At 36.0% G+C, this 20,837-nt stretch carries 9 protein-coding genes; 5 read left to right on the top strand and 4 right to left on the bottom strand.

From position 1 onward, the window contains the following. Positions 1-439: 439 nt before the first annotated feature. Positions 440-805: a calcium-binding protein gene (locus ACP6PL_RS16450; protein ID WP_426546355.1), complete on the bottom strand. Its 366-nt coding sequence runs from the start codon at positions 803-805 to the stop codon at positions 440-442. Positions 806-932: 127 nt separating this feature from the next. Between ACP6PL_RS16450 and ACP6PL_RS16445 the strand changes: the two genes are divergently transcribed. The 3 genes from ACP6PL_RS16445 (at position 933) to ACP6PL_RS16435 (ending at position 9,969) form a co-directional block, all read left to right on the top strand. Continuing rightward, a complete protein-coding gene (locus tag ACP6PL_RS16445) occupies positions 933-5,894 on the top strand; it encodes an AAA domain-containing protein (RefSeq protein WP_426546342.1) in 4,962 nt (1,653 codons plus the stop codon). Between the two features lie 279 nt (positions 5,895-6,173). Further along, positions 6,174-7,961: a GUN4 domain-containing protein gene (locus ACP6PL_RS16440; protein ID WP_426546341.1), complete on the top strand. Its 1,788-nt coding sequence runs from the start codon at positions 6,174-6,176 to the stop codon at positions 7,959-7,961. Between the two features lie 163 nt (positions 7,962-8,124). After that, the gene (locus ACP6PL_RS16435; protein ID WP_426546340.1) at positions 8,125-9,969 is read left to right on the top strand and encodes a phospholipase D-like domain-containing protein; all 1,845 of its coding nucleotides are present in this window, start codon (positions 8,125-8,127) and stop codon (positions 9,967-9,969) included. Positions 9,970-10,161: 192 nt separating this feature from the next. Here the strand turns inward: ACP6PL_RS16435 and ACP6PL_RS16430 are convergent, their stop codons facing one another. Next, entirely contained in the window at positions 10,162-14,358 is a 4,197-nt protein-coding gene (locus ACP6PL_RS16430) for a response regulator (RefSeq protein WP_426546339.1), read from the bottom strand. Between the two features lie 450 nt (positions 14,359-14,808). Then, on the bottom strand, positions 14,809-17,262 hold the full coding sequence (pheT, locus tag ACP6PL_RS16425) for a phenylalanine--tRNA ligase subunit beta (protein WP_426546338.1): 2,454 nt from the start codon (positions 17,260-17,262) through the stop codon (positions 14,809-14,811). Between the two features lie 129 nt (positions 17,263-17,391). Here pheT and ACP6PL_RS16420 point away from each other — a divergent pair, with 129 nt between their 5' ends. Together ACP6PL_RS16420 and ACP6PL_RS16415 are read left to right on the top strand one after the other, a co-directional pair. Further along, positions 17,392-17,538 carry a hypothetical protein gene (locus ACP6PL_RS16420; protein WP_426546337.1) on the top strand — a complete coding sequence of 49 codons (147 nt, stop codon included), beginning with the start codon at positions 17,392-17,394 and terminating at the stop codon, positions 17,536-17,538. An 872-nt stretch (positions 17,539-18,410) separates the two neighbouring features. Beyond that, on the top strand, positions 18,411-20,030 hold the full coding sequence (locus ACP6PL_RS16415) for a serine/threonine-protein kinase (RefSeq protein WP_426546336.1): 1,620 nt from the start codon (positions 18,411-18,413) through the stop codon (positions 20,028-20,030). A 316-nt stretch (positions 20,031-20,346) separates the two neighbouring features. Here ACP6PL_RS16415 and ACP6PL_RS16410 read toward each other — a convergent pair whose 3' ends face one another. Beyond that, entirely contained in the window at positions 20,347-20,796 is a 450-nt protein-coding gene (locus ACP6PL_RS16410; RefSeq protein ID WP_426546335.1) for a pentapeptide repeat-containing protein, read from the bottom strand. Positions 20,797-20,837 lie beyond the last annotated feature (41 nt).

Raw genomic sequence — 20,837 nt, 5'->3', positions numbered from 1 at the left:
GAGAATCTCCGCCCTAGTAATGGTGACTGCTATATCATGTAGAGACGTTAAATTTAAGGTCTCTACCCAAATTTATGATTTGTAATCTGGATTAATTCAACGAACATGATATAGTACCAATTCAATAAAATAATATTACATAAAATTACTTGAAATCTTTACCCGGCATAGATTTTACATGACAGCCATTTTTTGAATTGGTGTGACTTACCAACATGGGTTCTATAGAAGCCCTAAGCGTATCTTGGCAAAGTTGCGAGTTTTTGGCTCAGGAGTCAGGAGTAGGGGTGATTCGCGAATCACCCGTACAAGAGTCAGGAGATTAAGAAATAAAATAGGGAAAAAAGGTAGAATCTAGGCCCCCATCTCCCCACCCTCCCAACACTTCCCACATTCCCCACCCCCATCATGTATAAAAAAATAGATCCGCTTAGGGGTTTTATATAGGAATATCGAACAAAGAAACATTATTGTTAATATCCAAGCTAGATACACCATCTAGAGTAGCAATAGGAATATCATTACCATCAAAATTAACAGACAATACACCAGCATTAAAGCTTAAATCAGTGAGACTATCGATCTGATATTCAGTAACTATTGCTCCACTCGAATCTGTATATGAGACTTCTTTGGCAACCTGAATCGAATCATTACCACTAAAATCCTGAATAAGGTCATGCCCACCAGATAGGATAAAGGTATCAGCACCACCGTTGCCTGTTAGAGTATCATCTCCTCTTCCACCTGCCAAGGTATTTTTCCCAGAGCTTCCTGTGATTATGTCATCACTATCACCACCAATTATATTTTCAATGTAGGGATGTTGCGTGCAACGTCCTTGTGGTCTACTAATTATGAAAAGTGCTGTGAACTAAAACAATCATTTGGTGATACAATACTTAATTCATTAGGAAGCACTAATAACTGAAATGACCATATTTCAAACCAACCCATCTAACTTTCGCCAATTACTGGAAATGGTAAAAGATGGAGATGAACTCAATCTACAACCAGGAGATTATAAAGCACCTTTTACTATTGATAAATCAATTACTATTCGTGGTAGTGACACCGATACTATAATTTTTGCTGCAACTGAACCTCCTCTAATAATTACAGTTCCCGGAGTACGACTGGAAAATTTAACAGTGGAGCGAACAGTTGGTGGTGACAAAGGGGAAGTTGCTATATTTGCTGAAGCTAATACTAACCCAGTTTTGAGTCAGGTGAAATTAAATGGTGTTGCAGAAAATGTGGAATGGGAGGGAGCAAGTTGGGATATTCCGACAATTCTTGATTTTGGGGAAGTAGAAATAAATCGACAGGTGGAACGGGGATGGGAGTTACAACTGGGTGGGGTTTGTGAGGTTTTGTGCAATTTAAAATGGTTGCAGGTGCGCTCTAGTTATCTCTCACCAGGGCGACAAAATTTAGAGGTTGTCCTGAATACTGCTGATGTTCCTGTTGGTACAAATTTATCTGGTTTAATTTCTCTTTTTTCAGAAGATGGGAGACGGGAGTTGGAGGTTGCTGCTAAAATTATTTCCCCACTTCCAACAACTCCAGTATTGGTAGCGGAAACAAAAGTTTTGCCTGCTAAAGTTTTGAATTCTCAAGATTGGGGTTATCGGTTTGTCGGTAGTGCAGTGGATAAGTTTGTTCGCGCTCAGTTGGGTGAAACTGCTATGAAGAAATATCCAGAATTTCACCAACGTCGAAAAAAAGCTGAAGCATTGATGTCTGAAATATTGGATGGAGATTCTCATTTATATTATGTGCGTCGTCAAGCACCAGGAAAAGAAGAGGGGGAGGAAATTTGGGAACTGACTATGGCGACAGATAGGGAGGATGGGGAGTGGGAAAAAACTTTGAAACTGAGGGGAGCAGTCAATGTTGATGGAGAAAGAGTTTTAAAATTATTATCGGTGCATTTAATTTCTCAAACAGCAGAAAAAGATGAGTTTAGTCTGGCTTTGCAAATTCGTTTGTTGCCACAACATCAATACCGACGGGGGATACCATTGGGATCAGTGCGCTCTATGGGGAAAATGCCTTTCTTTGGCGATCGCCTACCTACACAGGATCAACTTCCTATTTGGACGACTTTTGTAGAAGTAGAGCAACGTCTGGCAGAAAAACGTCAATTTTGTGTAGCGTTTCTCAGTCACAACTATGGTAGTGCAGGGAGAAAGGTGACTTTTGAAATTGATATTTCTTCAGCAACTATTGATGGTGCAGCGGAAACGATGATAGACGATATTGAGTTACGGCGACGACTTTTCGAGGCAAAAAATCAAGATATTCAACTTTTTAATACTTCTCCAGCAGGTAGAGATGGTAGAGATGGGGAAAAGTTGGGAGCGATCGCTAGTATTGATTGGGAAAAGAGTCAGGTGCGGATTATGTTGGATAGTGAATTTGTGGAAAGTATTGCTCGCGGGAGTTATAGAATACCGTCTACAGGATTTCTATTTTTTGTTGCTTTTGGAGATATTGCTCAGGTGCAACGGAAACGCAGAGCGCTGGAAGATTTACAAAGTGGGCGCTGTCAGAATCCATATTTGGGGGAATTTTTCTTTGATGCTACCTGTGCGCGAGTTCCGAAAAAGGGAGTTAAACTCCAACCTCAAGATTTATTGTTACCTGCTGCCAATGCTAATCAAATTGCTGCTGTGGAAAGGGTTTTGGCAGTTCCAGATTTGGCTTTAATTCAAGGCCCCCCAGGTACGGGCAAAACTACTGTTATTGCTGAAATTTGTTATCAGGTTGCTTTGCGCGGCGGGCGGACTTTGATTGCGTCTCAGGCAAATTTGGCGGTTGATAATGCTTTGAGTAGATTGGTGCATAATCCGGTTATTCGTGCTGTGCGTAAGGGAAAAGCGGAGAAAGTGCAAGAAGAGGGGGAGCCGTTTTTGGAGGAGCGAGTGATTGAGACTTGGTTAAAAAATACTGCTAATGACTGCGAAAAAGATTTGCGGGAGCGACTGCAACGAGTGGAAGTTTTACGGAATTTATTGATCGAGTCTGACAGGTTTAATGCTTATCTAGAGTTGGAAGAAATATGGGTAAGTCAGCAGAAAGAATTGAGCGATCGCCACACTATTTTGGAGGCAAGTAGGACAGAATTAGAAAAAGAAGTTTTGCAATTAGAAACTGACAATAAGGAATTAGATTTTCTGGCATTGAGATTAGATTCTTTATTAAATTCTGCACCTAATGTTAATTGGGAAGATGAGGAAGTTAAAAATTTTTTACCGCGTTTACAACCTTATTGTCAGGAGGAAAATTCGGTCAAAGATTTAGTAGAGAATGTGCGTTTAAGTCGGAATATTGCCAAAGATATTGGTTGGGAAATTCCGCAGTTAGGAGCTTTTGGTTTAGCAGCTTGGTTACAGAAAAATTTAGCTGTTTCATTGTCAGAATTTCAGAGTGGATTAGCTGTGGCAAAAAAGGCAGTTATCACAATGTCGGAAACTGAAAATTTGCGACAGATTTATCAAGAGAGTCATAGTCAGTTTGAGCAGCTCAAAAAAGATATTCAGCAACAACAGATAGTCTCGGAAAATCTACAAAAAAATCTAGAAGAATTAGAATCACAAAAAAGTCAAATAGATTTAATTGTTGGGGAAGTCGGTGTCTGGATAAAAGTTGGTAAAGAGCGGATATTTGAGGAATTGAAAAAGTGCTGGGAAAGTGGTGAAGCTTTCCAATTAGATTTAATTGGATTACCAGAAAGTTTGATGAAACTTGCTAGTGCAAGAAAATTACAACTTTTGCCAGACTACGCTCAACCTATTAATAATTTGCCAGATTGGGAAAGACTAGAAAAAGCATTAAACGCAGAGTCAAGTCGTAATTTTCAAAATATCCAAGGTAAGGAATATCGCTTTGATGAATTTTTGCAGATTACTCTGAGTCAACCGCCCATAGTTTTGTCAGAAAGAGATTATCAAAACTGGCAAGAATTGGCTAAACAATTTGCAAATTATCCGCAAATTAGCCAACAACAACGACAAAACTTAGTCGAAAAAACCCAACAGTTTTTCCCTGAAAATCGGCAGAAATATAGTTTGGCTTGGGAACCCGATAATATGTCAAAGACTTTAACAGAAGTAATAGATAAAATCTTCAATAAAATTCTCCATAACTCCCGTGAATTTTTACTCCCTGCGAAACAAGAAAATCAAAAACGAATCCTGAGAAATCAGGAACAGTTAGAGGCAAATAGTGAATTGCTGGAAAACTACAAACAAGAACTAGAGATAGTCGAGAAAAAGGGAACAAATTCTCGTCAAAATCTAGAGCAAAAATATCAAGATTTTCTCCAGGCATTACAAGAGATAAATAATCAAGTAGAGGTTAACCCAGAAATTGGTAGTTTAGCTAAACAGTATCTTGAATCCCAACCATTAGAAGTATTAAACGATAAATCCAATTTTATAGACAAAGTAAATTCCTGGGAAAATAACCTGAACCAACTTGAGAAAATTCCCCCCTTACTAGAACCTTTGACTATTCTTGCAGAAATTAAAAATATTCTCCAAGAAAAACTCAATACTATCCAAGAAAAAACCGATAAATTCCAGGAACAACTCGAATCTTGCCAAACAGAAATTAGTCAAATTAAAACAGCATTAGAAAAAACAGTACCAACCAACTTAGTTGAAGAGAGAAAATGGTGGAAATTAGCATGGCAAAATATCCCAGAAAATCTCAAGTCAACCGTTCCTGAAACAGAATTATTTGCCATAGAACTTTTGCAGAAAATCAAACTTCAACAGCAAAACTGGCAACAAGAATTAGAAACAGAAGAAACCAACCTCAACCGCAACCAAAAATTTATCCAAGACTGGATAGAAAAACTCAAAAAACCCTCAGAAAAAGATAGTAACGATCTGAGAAAAATTTACCTTGATAATGCCAATGTTATTGGTATTACCTGCGTCCAAGCAGCCAGTCGGAGCTTTGCCGAAGAATTTAATAGTTTCGACGTCGTAATAATTGATGAAGTTAGTAAATGTACTCCCCCAGAAATATTAATTCCCGCATTAAAAGGCAAAAAATTAGTATTAGTAGGAGACCATCGCCAATTACCACCAATGCTCAACGATAATACTGTTGAAGAAATAGCCGAAGAGCTGAAAATCACAAAAGAAGAACTGAATTTTTTAGAAGAGTCACTATTTAAAACTCACTTCGAGACAGCAACAGAAAAAATCAAACAGATGTTAACTATCCAATATCGAATGCACCCGAATATTATGGGAGCAATTAATCAATTTTATCAGCATCGTTTACAATGCGGTCTTCTCGAACCAGACCAACAACGCGCCCATAATTTAGGAGGTGAAATTATTCAAGAAAATAGACATATTATGTGGGTAAAAATGCCACAAAAAGAAAGTTTTATCGAACAAAAAGAGGGAACATCACCTTTTAATGAAAAAGAAGTTGATGTAATTGAAAAATTATGTGCTGAAATGGAAAAATCCTGGTCTGTAAAAATTGCAGAGGGGTTGCCCAGGAAAGAATTAGGAATTATCACATTTTATAATGCTCAGTTGCGACTAATAGAGTCAAGAATTAATCCAGAAAATTTTCCATCCCTACATATTAGAACAGGAACAGTTGACAGATTTCAAGGAATGGAAAGACAAGTAATTATTGTGAGTATGGTGAGAAATAATCAGGAGGGAAAAGTAGGATTTGCCAAGAAACCAGAAAGGGTAAATGTTGCTTTCTCTCGTGCTCAGGAATTGTTAGTTATTGTTGGATGTCATGGGTTATTTACACAACATTATGGAATGGTGGGAAATATGTATTCAGAAGTTTCTGATGTTGTGCGTAGTCAAGGAGGGTTGATAGAAGTTTCTGAAGTTTTGAGTGAATGAAATAATTAATAATTTGATAAAAATTGTATTTTAATCTGGTTTACGAAAGACCCATACCATAGCTACTCTCTAATTCAATATTTTACCTAGTTCCTAAAAATTATCAAATATGTTTTAATATAATGGTAATTAAATTTAGTAATTAAAGTAAATGTCTATCAAGCTAATTGAACTAAAACATATAATTTTGGTTGAATTAGAAGTTCCATAAAATAGGGAAAGTAATCTTTAAATTACTAAAATAAGTTAAATTAGAGGTAGTATCAATATAGTTATAGAATGAGTAAGATATCAAACGACTCTATTATTTTAATTAAGAGTGCTAAGGAGAATAAAGCAAATGTTATTGGCACAGGATTTGCTTTTTATCGAAAACAAGGTTATACATATTTAATTACCTGCGCTCATGTTGTTGAGCATGTGGGTGGAGAGGGGAATGTATTAGTGAATGGGGAAATTCCTGCAGTAATTATTGCAATAGGAAATACTCAGGGTTTTGATTTTGCAGTATTAAGAATTGAAGCAAATTTAGATATCCCACTTTTAAAATTGAAAAGCTTAGAAAAAGCAGAGAATAGAAAGTTTCAGATACCAGGTTACTATCTCTATGCTGAAGAGAAAAAAATAAGGCTCCAAACTATTGAAGGAGTTTTTGGGAAAAAGAGTTTTCTGACTCAAAATAATCAAAAGGTGATTGCTTGGGAGTTGTTAATTAATAAAGGCCATCGCCTCCATCAAGGTTATAGTGGAGCACCTGTAATTGACTTGACAACTGGTAGTGTGTCAGGTGTAGCTACTAATATGGAGAAAGATAACACTAAGGGACTAGCTATTTCGGTAGAAGCTTTGAAAGAGATTTGGCCAGAAGTACCATCACAGATATTCGAGCAGTCTAAAAATTCCAAAATTTCTCCTAGATACCTGATTTATTCTTCTATTTTTGCTCTTTTCATTGGTTTCATTGGTTTTTTCTTGGGAAAATTACTTTCAAGTAATCAAGAATATTCTAACGATTCTTTTGCTGTAGATATTATTAACAAAGATGAAGTCAATATAGAAAATGTAAGTATAGAGACTGCTAAAGATAGAGATGTTCCTTGTAAGTTTGAGGGTGAAAATGTTTACTCTTGTGGTCAAGGATCTAAACCTATTAAAGTTTCAATTACAGTGAAAAAAGTTCAAATTTCAGCACCACCGCTATCTTCGACAACAGATACCACAAATCTTGATGTGCATATTATTAATAAAGATGGAGTGAATATAGAAAGTAAAGATGGAATCAATATAGAAAATGTAGATATAGAGACTGCTAAAGATAGGGATGTTCCTTGTAAGTTTGATGGTAAAAATGTTTACTCCTGTGGCCAAGTATCCCAACCTACTAAACTTTCGATTATAGTGAAAAAAGTTCAAGTTAAACCAACTATTAGGCCATCTCCGCCATCTGAAGAACCAATAAAAGAACCTACCAAACCTTTTAATCTTGAGGAAGAGTTAGAACGTCTGAAAATTAATAATACAAAAATTATCAAAAAGTATAAAACGATAAATCAACTTTTAAATAATAAAAAATGGGGAGCAGCAGATCAAGAAACATACTTTCTTATATTTGAAATTATGTTTCTTGATGGCAAATATGAATTTGATTATAATGAGCAAATTTTGTCTCCTAATCATGTAAGGGATATTCCATGTAAACATCTTAGTCTGATAGATAAAATTTGGAAAAATGCTTCAGATGACAAGTCATTTAGCTTCAGTTACCAAAAAAAAATATATCAAAAGTACGAAAAAGATCAAAAAGGAAAAAATCAGCAACTTATTATAGAAGAATGGGGTCAGGAATTGGGATGGTTTAATGGTAAAAAATGGAATGAATACAAGGATTGGGATGAGCGAGGTTATCAGGCAAGCGATGGAGAGGAAGTACCAAAAGGATATTTTCCTCTGGGAGGAATGTTTATTACTCCATACTCTAACCTAGAAGACCAAGTAAAAAATTTAACTTCAAATAAAGCTAAAGCTCATGCCGATTCTCTTGAAAAATGTGACCAGATACAGCCTTAATTTTTACTATTTTTAGTTGAGTTGTGCTTTGGTAGATAATATTATTAATAACTAATTATCAAAAATAGGGAAGTGGGAGGATAATTTTACTCCCCTCTCCTCAAATGGGGAAGGATTCTGAGAGAGGTGTTCAATTTTATTAATTACCACAAAATCAAGACAAATGTTTCTACAATCTCCTACTAAATATATCGACTCCCAATTAAATAATTTAGCCGATAAAATCGAAAAAGATAGCCCTGGTTTATCAGTTTTTGCTGCACGTCAATTTTGTTATCAACTCTATCAAACCCCTATTCAAATTGAGATAACAAAAGAACGAGATTTGAATATTCTTGAGGAATTTATTCTCAGAGCAAGTATCGAGTTTAATCCTCCACCAACTGAAGTAGAATTAGCACAAATATTGAAATTAGATCCTATATTTATTCAAAATACTACTAATACCCTTCAATCCCTACAAACCTTAACTCTAACACCACCAGATTTTAGAATTACTATAACTTCTGAAGGAAAAGAATTTTATACAAAAGGTTCTTTGCCACAACCGCCAGAAAATAAACTTATTTATGCTATTACTAACCCTCTTTCTGAAGAAATCAATTGGAGACTTTCTGCTATAACATCTAAATCTCCAGAAGTGCCAAATTTAGCCGATTTTATAACCTTTGAAAATACAATTCCCGATATTGCTAGTTTGACTATTGAAGAACTACGAAAACAAATTTTAGATTCTGATTTAGGTATTCATATACCAGAATCAGGGCAAATAGTTAAAAATTTTTCTGTTAATAAAGATGCAGAAAAAATCACCTGGAAGGCTCTTTCCATTTTGGTAATATTTGATGTAATTGAAGAAAAGTTAATTTTACAAGCAAGAGAAGGAAATAAAATTTTAGAATCAGTATCAAATCAATTACAAGAAATGGCAGAAAAGGGAGAAATTTTTCTCAATGAATTATGTGGTTTACCTCCTGAATCTATAGCCTCTGAAACAGAATCAATTTTAGAATTAAAAAACCAAAAAGTTGAGGAAAGACTCCAAAAAATTCGGCAAAAAGGAATTGAAATAATTAAGACAACTAGAGAGAAGGGAAGGAAAACTTTACCAAAAAATTCTGAGTTTATCTTGTTGCGCGATCGCCAAATTAGACCGGAGTTTTTATCTACTCTCAAATCCGCTAATCAACAGATTTTAATTTATTCTCCTTGGGTTACTGAGGAAGTAGTAGATGAGGAATTTCTGCAAATTTTACAAAAGTTGGCAAATAATGGAGTGTGGATTTTAATCGGATATGGAATTGCCGAAAAACAGGAAGAAGAAACTAAACTAATATCGCCCAAAGTTGAGGAAAAATTGTTAACAATTAGAACTCCTGAAGATTTACCAGCAGCTCAGATATTTTGGTTAGGAAATTCTCATGCCAAGGAAGTATTAGTAGATAGAAAAATTCATTTATCAGGCTCTCATAATTGGCTTTCTTATCGGGGAGATAGAAATTTTCGAGGAGAGACAACTTATAAAGTCACAAATGCTGATACTATTAATTCATCTTATGAATATTTACAGGCTAGATTTCAATCTCATGCTGATAATTTATGGAAGTCAGCAGTGTCAAATCATAATATTAATTTAGCTATAAAATCTGTCTGTATTTGGGGTACTTTAGGCATGAAAGAAATGGCACTCCAAGAATTACAATATCATAATTGGATTGAACTTTTTCCAGTGTGGTTAAAAGTAGTAATTCATGGGTTGAGGTCAACACAAATTTCACCAGATGAACCGATTTTTGAGAAAGCAATTTCTTGGCTAAAGATAGTTGATAAATCAGATAAAAATATAGAAGATTTACAGTCTGGATGGCAAAGAGTTATAGAAGCGATCGCTCATCAAAATCGCCAAGCAGCTTTAAATTTATTAAATGACACAGCATGGGGAGAATTTATCCGTTTAGAAATTTCATTAACAGACACCCCAGAAAAATTTATATCGAAATTGCTTTAAAAAGGAGTCATATCATGTCCGGTAACATCGGTATTGTAAGGTAATATCATGTCTGGATAATTAGTGATAAAAAAGTTTTTGTTTGTAGTAGGGCTTTAGCCCGATAAATACCTATCTTAGGGCTAAATCCCTACTACGAGCTTTAATTACTACTTCCACTCCATCACCCTATCGCTTCATCTCCCTACCTCTCTACATATAAGCCTGAAGTTCATCTCGTAAAGCATTTTCAACCCGCTCATATTCTGCCTTTGCCTTAGATAAAATCATATTTCCTCCTTCTGTAGTCCCCCCACGTCCAATATATTCTAATTCCTTGCAAAGTTGAGAAAGGTTTGTGGCCCCTACAGAAGCACTACTAGACTTCATGGTGTGAGCAGATTTTTGTAGCAATTTTGCCTGCTCTTGTTCAATTGCCTGACTAATTTCATCTAAAAGTATGGGTGTATCTTCCAGGTAACAATCAATTATTTCTATGATCATTTCAGGATCGTCTCCTGCCATTTCCTTCAACTCTTGCAATACCGCTTTATCAATAACTATTTCTAGTTCTGCTACATCTACCTTTTCCTGTTTTACTATTTCTCCTTGTTGGAGACCACATTTACTTAAAGCCGTACTCAATGCTTTTCGGCGAACTGGTTTACTAATATAGTCATCCATACCAGCATTTAGACATTTTTCACGATCGCCTTGCATAGCATTAGCAGTCATCGCAATAATACGGGGGCGTTTTTCTTTTGCCCATTCTGAACAGATTTGGCGTGTAGCAGTCAAACCATCCATTTCTGGCATTTGTACATCCATCAGCACCACATCATAAGACTGACGACGTAAAGCGGCTAATACCTCTAAACCATTTGCTGCAATATCAATTCGATATCCTAAATTTTTCAGAATATTAGTTGCCACTTTTTGGTTAACGACATTATCTTCAGCTAAGAGAATTTTCAGAGGTAATGTTTCTGCTAATTTAACATCTGATTCCGTTTTAATTTTTGTGGTACTATAAACTATATTTCCTTTAAATATTCCTACTAACACTTTCTCAAGTTGAGATTGCTTAATTGGCTTATTTAGATAAGCAGCAGCATTGATATTAGTCTTAATATATAAAGATTCTAGCTGACCTAGAGAACTAAGAAAAACTAAGGGTAATTCCTGACAACTGCAAAGTTTCCGAATTTCCCTAGCTAGATTTACACCGTCCATTCCAGGCATTTCTATATCTAAAATAGCAACATCAAATTTCTCCCCTGACTGTAGTAAATTTATCGCTTCTTGCCCACTACTTACAGCTTGGGAAATCATCCCCAGAGATTCTGATTGAAGTTTCAGCACTTGCCTATTCGTAGCATTGTCATCAACGATTAACAAATGTTTACTTTCTAATAATTTCTCAGTTCCATTGTCCTGCTCAAGAGATGAACTATTAGGAACAGCTAGGGATACTATCGTAAAGAAAAAAGTGGAACCAACATCTGGTTCACTCTCTACCCACATTCTCCCCCCCATGATTTCAGTTAACCGCTTGCTGATAGCTAATCCCAATCCTGTGCCACCGTAGTGACGACTTGTAGAAGCATCAACTTGACTAAAAGGCTTAAATAAACGATTTCTACGATTAGGAGGAATACCAATACCAGTGTCTTTGACTGCTAATTGTATTGTGTAGACAATAGGGCAGGGAGTATTTGGTTTAGTAGATTCTGTTTGATCAGGAATAGGGCAATACCGATTTTCAGAAGAGTTTAAATCTGGATTCTCAAGTGAAGCGGTAACTGAGACAACTACTTCTCCAGTCTCTGTAAATTTAACCCCATTGCTGATAAGGTTAACTAAAACTTGACGTAAACGAGTTATATCTCCAACTATAACTTCCGGAGTTTGTGGCTCTATTAGATAAGCTAGCTCTAACTTTTTCTCTGTTGCTCTTGGCGCTAACAGATCCAGACATTCTTCTATGCAAGTTCGGAGATTAAAAGGTTGTTCCTCTAAGTCTAATTTACCAGACTCAATTTTGGAGAAATCAAGAATATCATTAATTAAGATCAACAAAGCATCCCCACTGTTGCGGATAACTTCCACAAAATCTTGCTGTTGTGGGTTGAGTGTTGTATCTAAGAGTAAACCTGTCATCCCAATAACTGCATTCATAGGAGTCCGAATTTCGTGGCTCATTGTTGCGAGGAATTCACTCTTAGTTCGGTTGGCAATTTCTGCTTCTTCTTTGGCAACTCTCAATTCATCTTCTGCTTGTTTCTTTTCTGTAATATCTGTTATTGTGCCAACAAGACGATATGGTTGATTTTGCTTGTCACGAATACATTTACCTTTAGCAAATATCCATATATAATTACCATCCCGATGTTTAATCCGATGGGTATTCTCATAAAGTTCTGTTTTTCCTTCTAAATGCGCTTTTACATCTTGAGTCGCTGCTTCTAAATCATCTGGATGTACTTGATCTGACCAAGTAGATAAAATATTGGGAAGTGGGTTGTCTTCGTAGCCAACAATTCTCATCCATGTCGGTGAGTAATAAACTTCATTTGTTTCTAAAATCCAATCCCAGATGCCATCGTTTGTACCTGATACAGCAAGTTCATAGCGTTCTTCGCGATCGCTCAAAATGGATTCTATCCGACGACGCTGGATAATTTCTGCACTTAAAGCTTCATTGTTCTTATTGAGTTCCTCGGTTCTTTCTATAACTCGTTTTTCTAAGCTTGCATTTGTATGGTTGATTTCTATAAATTTTTCCTGTAGTGCTCCTGCCATTAACTGAAAGTTAGCAGTGAGGGTATTAATCTCTGCAATTCTACTTTGTGGTAAATCGGTAGGAACTGATTCTGCCAGAAGTTTTTGAGGTAAGTCTGTAGTTACCTGTGCAAGTTTTAACATTGGTGCTACTAATCTTTTACTAACCCAGACTGATATGATTAGTCCTAAGACTGCAACTATTTGCATTGTGCTTAGATTTCTAATATAGCTTGTATCTAAATACTCAATATAGGGTGCTGTTGCTTGCTTGATGTATAAACACCAGGAAATATCAGGACTAACCTTGACCTTGACTCCATAGAATGATTCTTTCCAGCGTTTCATTTTTGGCATTCCTGGTGTTTTTGGCTGCCATTTAAAAATATCTCCATCGTAGTAGATATTTCCTGTTTCCAGTAAGTCGAATTTTTCTTGAATAGTTACTACTGAATTACTGTCAGCAATTATATAGTTGTCACCATCCACGAGTATTGCTTCTATTCCTTCTATTTCATTTAGTTGGGTATTTAGTTGAAGAAATTTACTAACTTGACTTAAGTCTAGGGAACCATAAACAATTCCTTCAAACTGATTATTTCTAACTACTGGTATTACAATACCAACATGGGGTGTAATAGAAGCTCTATCTCTATGAACATCTGTAATTTCTGGTTCTAGTTTTTTTGCTATTTCCCTCAGATTATACTTATCAGATATGTTTAAGTTAAACATTGATTCTCCAGCTTCATTAAATTCTGGTTCAGCAGCAATTATGTTACCACTAGCATCAGTCACATAAATTTTCAGAAAAGAAGGAAATGTTTTGTGGATTACTGATATACTTTGTTGTAAAGTTGTTATTTCCCCATCAGATGTTTGATTTCCTATTTTTGCTAATTCTACTATAGCGTTGAAATGTTGTTCATACCAATATTTTAAATTATTTGCTATAGGTGTTTTTGCAGCCATTAGTTCTTTTTGAATATCATTTTCAATAGTATGGAGTATATGTTGACCATTGAATATGGTGAGTGTTAAAGCTGGAAATAAAATAAATGCCATTAACAAATTAAAGATAGTTTGTTGAAATGAAGAGTGTTTTTTTTCTCTGGGAAAACCAACTAATTTATATATTGGTAAATAACTGATAATTAAGTTAGCAATTAAGGCATTAAAGAAGCCATTAACTGATTGCTTCAACATGATTAACAGAGTTTGTGTTATACTGACATCTAACACAAATCCATAAAATAATACCACTAAAGGCATTCCCAGAAAAATCCAGTATATTCCATCTAGCAAAACTATATTTTTGGAGCGCTGCCGCTTTGATATTACTCCGACAAACATTGCTTCTAGAGTAAAAATAATAATTGCATAGGGATGATTCCATAAAAAGTATGTATGGGTACTGGCAATCAAAGCGGCTAAAGTACCCCATTGAGTTCCATAGAGATAAACTACTATTAAACTTGCTATACTACCAAAAAGAAAATCTACCCCAAAAAACAAATGTATTTTGAAGAAGTTACCTAAGTAACCTAGTATAATTAACAATATTGGTATCAATATCAATTTGGGATGAGTAATTTTTGGTGATTTGTTATTTTTATGGAAAAAGTTCATGCTTTTTACCTCTTGTTTGTTATATATAAAAAATTATCCAATTAATTTTTATGAATTTTCATAAACAGTAATCATCAACTATGAAAAAGCCTGGATATAAACATTATATTATAGCAGTAGAAGCAAAGGTTAGGACATTTATAAATCTTGAAATCCTGTGACAGTTTAGTATTCCCTAGTGTGTAGCGCTATATATTTAATCTGTCCATTTAGTAATAAAATTAATAATTTACGGTAGGGGTTTAGTCACTAAACCCCTACATTTGATTAGTATTGAGAGCAGAGCTAACCCCGGAGGAAGCACATAATATAAACCAGACTTCTCATCAAATCCGGGTAATTACTATATCCAAGTCATTGCGAATTACACTCGTGGAAGGATGCAATATCAAGGGTTTAGGAGATTGCTTCCTATCGTCGCAATGACGACTTTTCATTAATTCCAAAGTATTAACTTCTGAGATTCACTTTAAGTTTATCAACCAAAGCATCTCTAACTTTTTGCTGCACTGGATCGACATCAGCATCAGTAAGAGTTCGATCGCTCACCCGATAAATTAACCTAAAAGCTAAACTCCTTTGACCTTCCGGTACATTTTCACCCCGATATTCATCAAATAATTCTATAGACTCCAATAACTTCCCAGCAGCTTGAGAAATCACCTGTTTAATCTCATCCACTGATACATCAACTGGTACAAAGAAAGCAATATCTCGGTCCGCAGGAGGGAATGTAGAATAAGCACTAAACTTGCGTCTGACAATATTTCCTTGAGTCATTACCGACACCAACACTGCCAAGTCAAGTTGAAAAACATAAACCTCATCCGGCAACTCTCGCTCTTGCCGTAGTTGAGGATGTAGTTGCCCAAAAATACCAAGATATTTACCTTGCAACCATAATGATGCTGTGCGGCCTGGATGTAACAGAGAATTTTCGGAGTTTGATTTGTATTCCACGTTCAAATAGAGTCGTTCAAAAACCTGTTCTAAAATTCCTTTAGCTTCAAACCAACTCAAAGGTTGTTCCTTACCACCTCGCGTCCAACTTTTGGCACTATTACTAATAATTCCAGCGATCGCCTCTGCTTCTTGAAATTTTTCTTCCTCTTTCCAGAAGATACGACCTATTTCAAACCCATTCAATACTCCATTTCCTTGTTCCAGGTTATATTGAAAAACATCAATAAGTCCACTTAGAAGTTCTGTACGGAGGGCAGAATATTCCACAAATAGAGGGTTAGCGATCGCTATTTGATTTTCCCCACCTTGTTTTACCAAAGAATATTGCATCAATTCTGTTAACCCTGCACCCCGGAAAGCTACCCGAAGATTACGAAGTGCCAACTGTTCTGGTGGCAAATAACCTGCTGCACTTTTGCTTGGTAGGGTTTCACAGAAATTATCATATCCGTACAAACGCCCAACTTCTTCGATCAAGTCTATTTCTCGTTCTAGATCTCGATAACGATAGGGAGGTACTATAACATTCCAAACTACTGCTTCTTTAGTTTTGCTTTTACTCAACTCACATCCTAAAGATGTGAGAATACCTTCAACTTCCTCTGGTTGCAGAAAAGATTCATCCAGAGTATTTTCTCCACGCTTGAGTGGTCCTAAAATTTCGTTAATGCGGTCGAGACGGAGGGATAATTCACGGGTTGCTGTGATACTGTCTGCTTTAGTAGTAAAAGTTTCTTGATGGGTAACCTTTCCACCCGCTAATTCAGTAATTAAATGAATAGCGCGACGACAAGCTAATGCTAATTCTGCTTGATTTACCCCACGTTCAAATCTAGTAGAAGCTTCTGTGCGTAGACCTTGAGTTCGAGCTGAACGACGAATAGCAATGGGAGCAAAAATTGCTGCTTCTAAGAATAGATTTGTGGTATTGTCATCAACTTCTGTTTCTTCTCCACCCATTACTCCTGCCAGAGCTACTGGTTGGTCATTAGCCGTAATTAATAAAGTTTCAGCTTCCAGGGTACGCTTTTGACTATCCAAGGTAATGAGAGATTCATTAGGTTTGGCATAACGAACTCCAATTTTCAAAGACTTGTTACCCGTCAGAACTTGGATTTTATCTTTGTCAAAACCATGAAGTGGCTGGCCCCACTCTAACAAAATATAGTTGGTGATATCCACTACATTATTGATAGCTCTTATACCTGTAGCTTCTAATTGCTGTTTTAACCATTCTGGTGAAGGACCAATTTTTACTCCTTCGATGACAGTACCAATATAAATGGGACAAGCTTCCGATTCCGAGATATCTATTTTGAGACTACTATTGCTGTCTTGCTTTGGGATAATAACTTCAGAAACATCTGGTATTCTTAGGGATGCTCCGGTTAGGGCAGCAACTTCCCGGGCTACACCAATCATACTTAGGGCATCGGCACGATTTGCTGTTGTTGTCAAGTCTAAAATTACATCATCTAGACCAAGCAAAGGTCCTACATCACTACCTAACTTGGGGTTTTCCAGCTCAAAGATATGAATACCTTCAGAATCTTTTGTTAGGCCCAGTTCCGACAAAGAACAAATCATTCCTTCAGAAGGGACTCCCCGCAGTTTACTCTTTTTGATCTTTAAGTCAATCGCAGCCAAATAAGCACCTACGGTAGCTACTGCGACATAAATATCTGCTTTGGCGTTGGAAGCTCCACAGACAATATTTAATGGGTCTGACTTACCAATGTCCACTTGGCAAACTTTGAGTTTATCAGCATTGGGGTGTTTGTTGGCTTCTAGTATTTTTCCTAAAACTACCCCTGCTGACCATGTGCTTCGATCTTCTATTTCTTCTACCTCAAAGCCTGCCATTGTCAGAGTTTCAGCCAGTTCTTCTGGAGTAATATTAATATCTACCAGTTCCCGCAACCAGTTCAGAGAGATACGCATTCTTTAATAATTCCTAATCTTTAGGCATAGTAGAGCAAATATAGCAGAAGTCAGAAGTCAGAGGTCAGAAGTCAGAAGTCAAATTCTGTCTGTGACTAAATTTTAGAGTTTAAGAATTTCCTAACAGTCATGGCAACTGCTATATCTTGCTCTTTGGCCATATTTATGACTTCAAGTAACATTTTATCTCTACTGGTGGTTGGGGTTTTAACGAAGTCAGAAGTCACAAGTCAAAAGCCAGAAGCTTGGTTGAAGTCAGAAGTAATCCTTGACTAAGTTTGAGCGTCTATAAATGTCCTAAAGTATTTGCGTAGTGCTGTATAATTTGTTTAGGTATGTAGATCATAGCAATTTTATCGAAGAATGTTACAGGGTCTGTGTTTATAAAAATAATTGTGTCGTATAACCTCGCCTTTGAAGGCGAAATATTTTTGCAGGGTTGCTTACGCATCCCCATTACAAAAAAAACTTCTGACTTCTGAATTGGTTAAAGGGATTGGCTTAACAAGGAATAGGAAAAGGGATTTGTTACAAATATTTATCCAAATTGTGTCATCTCTTTTTGTGAAATAGAAGGTTCCATTTAATTGATTCAAACTTACTGTTACAAACTCTCTATCCTCAATTTACTACACTCAAGCTAAAAATTATAACATTCTTTTGAGTAGCTAAATATTTCTACGGAGTGCTAATTTATTAATATTTAATAGCTATAGTTTCCTATTATGATAAAAATTTATTTTCTTGTTATTATAATAACAACTTAAGAGATAAAAATAATATTAAATCTTACTCTTAATATCTGGGTTTTAATCAACATTTTTTTTGATGTGAGATGTATTTGGAAAAAAACTAAAAAATTTGATTGACACCTGGTAGATAAGTATAATGTTAATATTATCGGATTAATCAAGTTAACTATCTCAGCAATCCTGTTTAATAAATTTGTCGCATATCTATCTCTGATGGAAAAAAAATATATATACTATGACTCAAAAGCAACTGGGAGCTGCTCTCAATGTCTGAAATTTTAGGTGATACCTATTGTTGTCAAGCCTTTAGGAATTGGCCTTTGTTGAGTAAATTTGCTATGAAAAGATTAGTCGTTTAAAGAAAAAATCAAATTAACTAATATTATTGAATGTAAGATGAGCTATTGTATAAATCCTGCCTGTCCTCAACCTCAAAATCCAAGTAGTGTCAATAAATGTCAAGCCTGTGGTTCAGAGTTAATTTTGCGCGATCGCTATGAAATTATTCAACCTCTTGGCAAAGGAGGTTTCGGAGCAACTTTTCTAGCTAAGGATACCTCTTTGCCAGGAGATCCAATTTGTGTAATCAAGGAATTACGCCCATCCACTACCACCCCTGGTGTATTAGAGATGGCTAGAAAACTATTTGAGCGAGAGGCGAAAACTCTGGGAAAAATTGGCCATCATCCTCAAATTCCCAGATTATTAGGTTATTTTGAATGGAAGAAACATTTTCATTTAGTTCAAGAATATGTAAGTGGTTCAACCTTAAAACAGGAACTCAAAAAACATGGTCTATTTACAGAACAACAAGCCAAAAAATTTATCATTGAAATTTTGCCAGTGATAGATTATATTCACACTCAAGGAGTAATTCACCGGGATATTAAACCAGCGAATATTATCCGGCGGAGTCAAGATGGTCATTTAGTTCTAATTGACTTTGGCGCTGTGAAAGATCATGTGAATCAAACTCACCTATCAGGTGGTACAGGAGAAACTGCTTTTACAAATATCTCTATCGGTACTTCAGGTTTTGCACCACCAGAACAAATGGCTTTGCGACCTGTATATGCAAGTGATATTTATGCTTTGGGAGTAACTACCATTTTCCTGTTGACAGGAAAAACTCCAAACAGTCTTGGTTATGATCAGATTAATGGTGAAATTCTCTGGCGTCCTCAAGTGAATGTTAGCGACTGGTTTGGAGAAATTTTGGAGAAAATGTTAGAAGTTTCTGTACGACATCGCTTCCAGTCAGCAGAAGAACTTTCAGCAGCTTTGAAGACAAGAAAAACTGAGAAAAAACAGGTACAACCTACTCCAGATGATGCTGTTAAGACTTTATTTCCAGAAGAACCTACAGTTTTTAATGACAATAAAAATGATGTTTCATGGATTACTCCCAGCACTAAAATTGCTCAAAAAATTCGAGAACGCAAAACTCGTTTAGAAAAAAATCCTACAACTCGAGTTCGATCTAATGTTAAGATGAGGCAAGAAATTAATCAAGGATATTTAACCACAGTATCTCCAAAAAACAAAACAAGTAATGGAACAGAATTAGGTAGTAAAATTCCTACTAAATGGACGTCAGCAACCTTGCGTAGTGCTTATGTCAAAGGTAGAAGAGATTTTGCTGATTGTAATTTAAGTCGCTTGAATTTGCGTAATGCTAAGTTGTCTGGAGCTAATTTTTATGGAGCTAATTTACATGAAGCTAACTTAGAAGGTGCAGATTTATCTGATGCTAATCTTGGTCATGTTAATTTAACAAATACTGTGCTGAAAAATGCAAATCTCAATAAAGCTTATTTAAGTACAGCTAGTTTAGCAGGTTGTAACTTGCAAGATGCAGATATGACAAATGCTTATTTGAATGGGGCAAATTTACGGGGTGCTAATTTATGTGGTGCTAATCTGACAAATGCAATGGTAAGCGATCGTCAACTAGGTACGGCTAAAACTAACTGGTGGACAATTATGCCCAATGGTAAAAGAGGTTCAGGATTCTAAAATAGTCGGTTTTTAAGACTGTAATGTAATATAATAGTGGCCGAAAAAATTCCGGTGTTAGTTATTTATGATGCTCGAAAAATTTTTTTATGCCACAATAATTACGCTATTACTACCTATCCTGTTAGAAATTTATCCTTTTTCCCAACCTAAAACTTTGAAGATCAAGGAAGTAACACAGAAATATAATCCCGTTCAAAGCTATGTTGATAAATTTTCTGTTATTTTTCCAAGTTAATTTATTGGAAGAATTACTCTTATATACCCACGTCAAATGACGTGGGATATTATTAGCAACCTCAGAATTTTTATAAACTTAATGACTTCCTGCCCATGTTATCCACTTATGAGATACACCTAAATGAGAGCAGGCTTCACTTAATTCAGTTTGATTAACATTGGCTCCTGTCAAATCTGCGCCACTCATTTCTACCTCATCTAGGATTGCCCCAGTTAAGTCTACATTAGTCAGGTTGGCACTCCGCAGATCGGCTCGCCTCAAGTTAGCCCGTCCTAATTTTGCTCCTGTCAGATCAGCACCAATCAGGTTAACATCACTTAAGTTGGCACTACGCAAGTCAGCATTACTTAGGTCAGCACCGGATAGATTTGCTTGGCTAAAATCTACTCCATTTAGATTAGATTCACTTAAGTCAGCTCCACTCAAATCAGCTTCCTTCAAATTAGCCATTGTCAATTTTGCCCCACGCAGATTTGCATGGTTGAGGTAAATTCCTTGGAAGTAACGTTTTCCTATAGAACCCATTTGGTATCTCTAAAAAATTAGGCGATCGCTAACCTCTTAAG

The organism is Dapis purpurea BLCC-M126 (genome assembly GCF_050015975.1).
Classification (GTDB): domain Bacteria; phylum Cyanobacteriota; class Cyanobacteriia; order Cyanobacteriales; family Microcoleaceae; genus Trichodesmium.
Note: the sequence above shows the minus strand (reverse complement) of the source record. Positions and strands in the feature narration are given on the sequence as shown.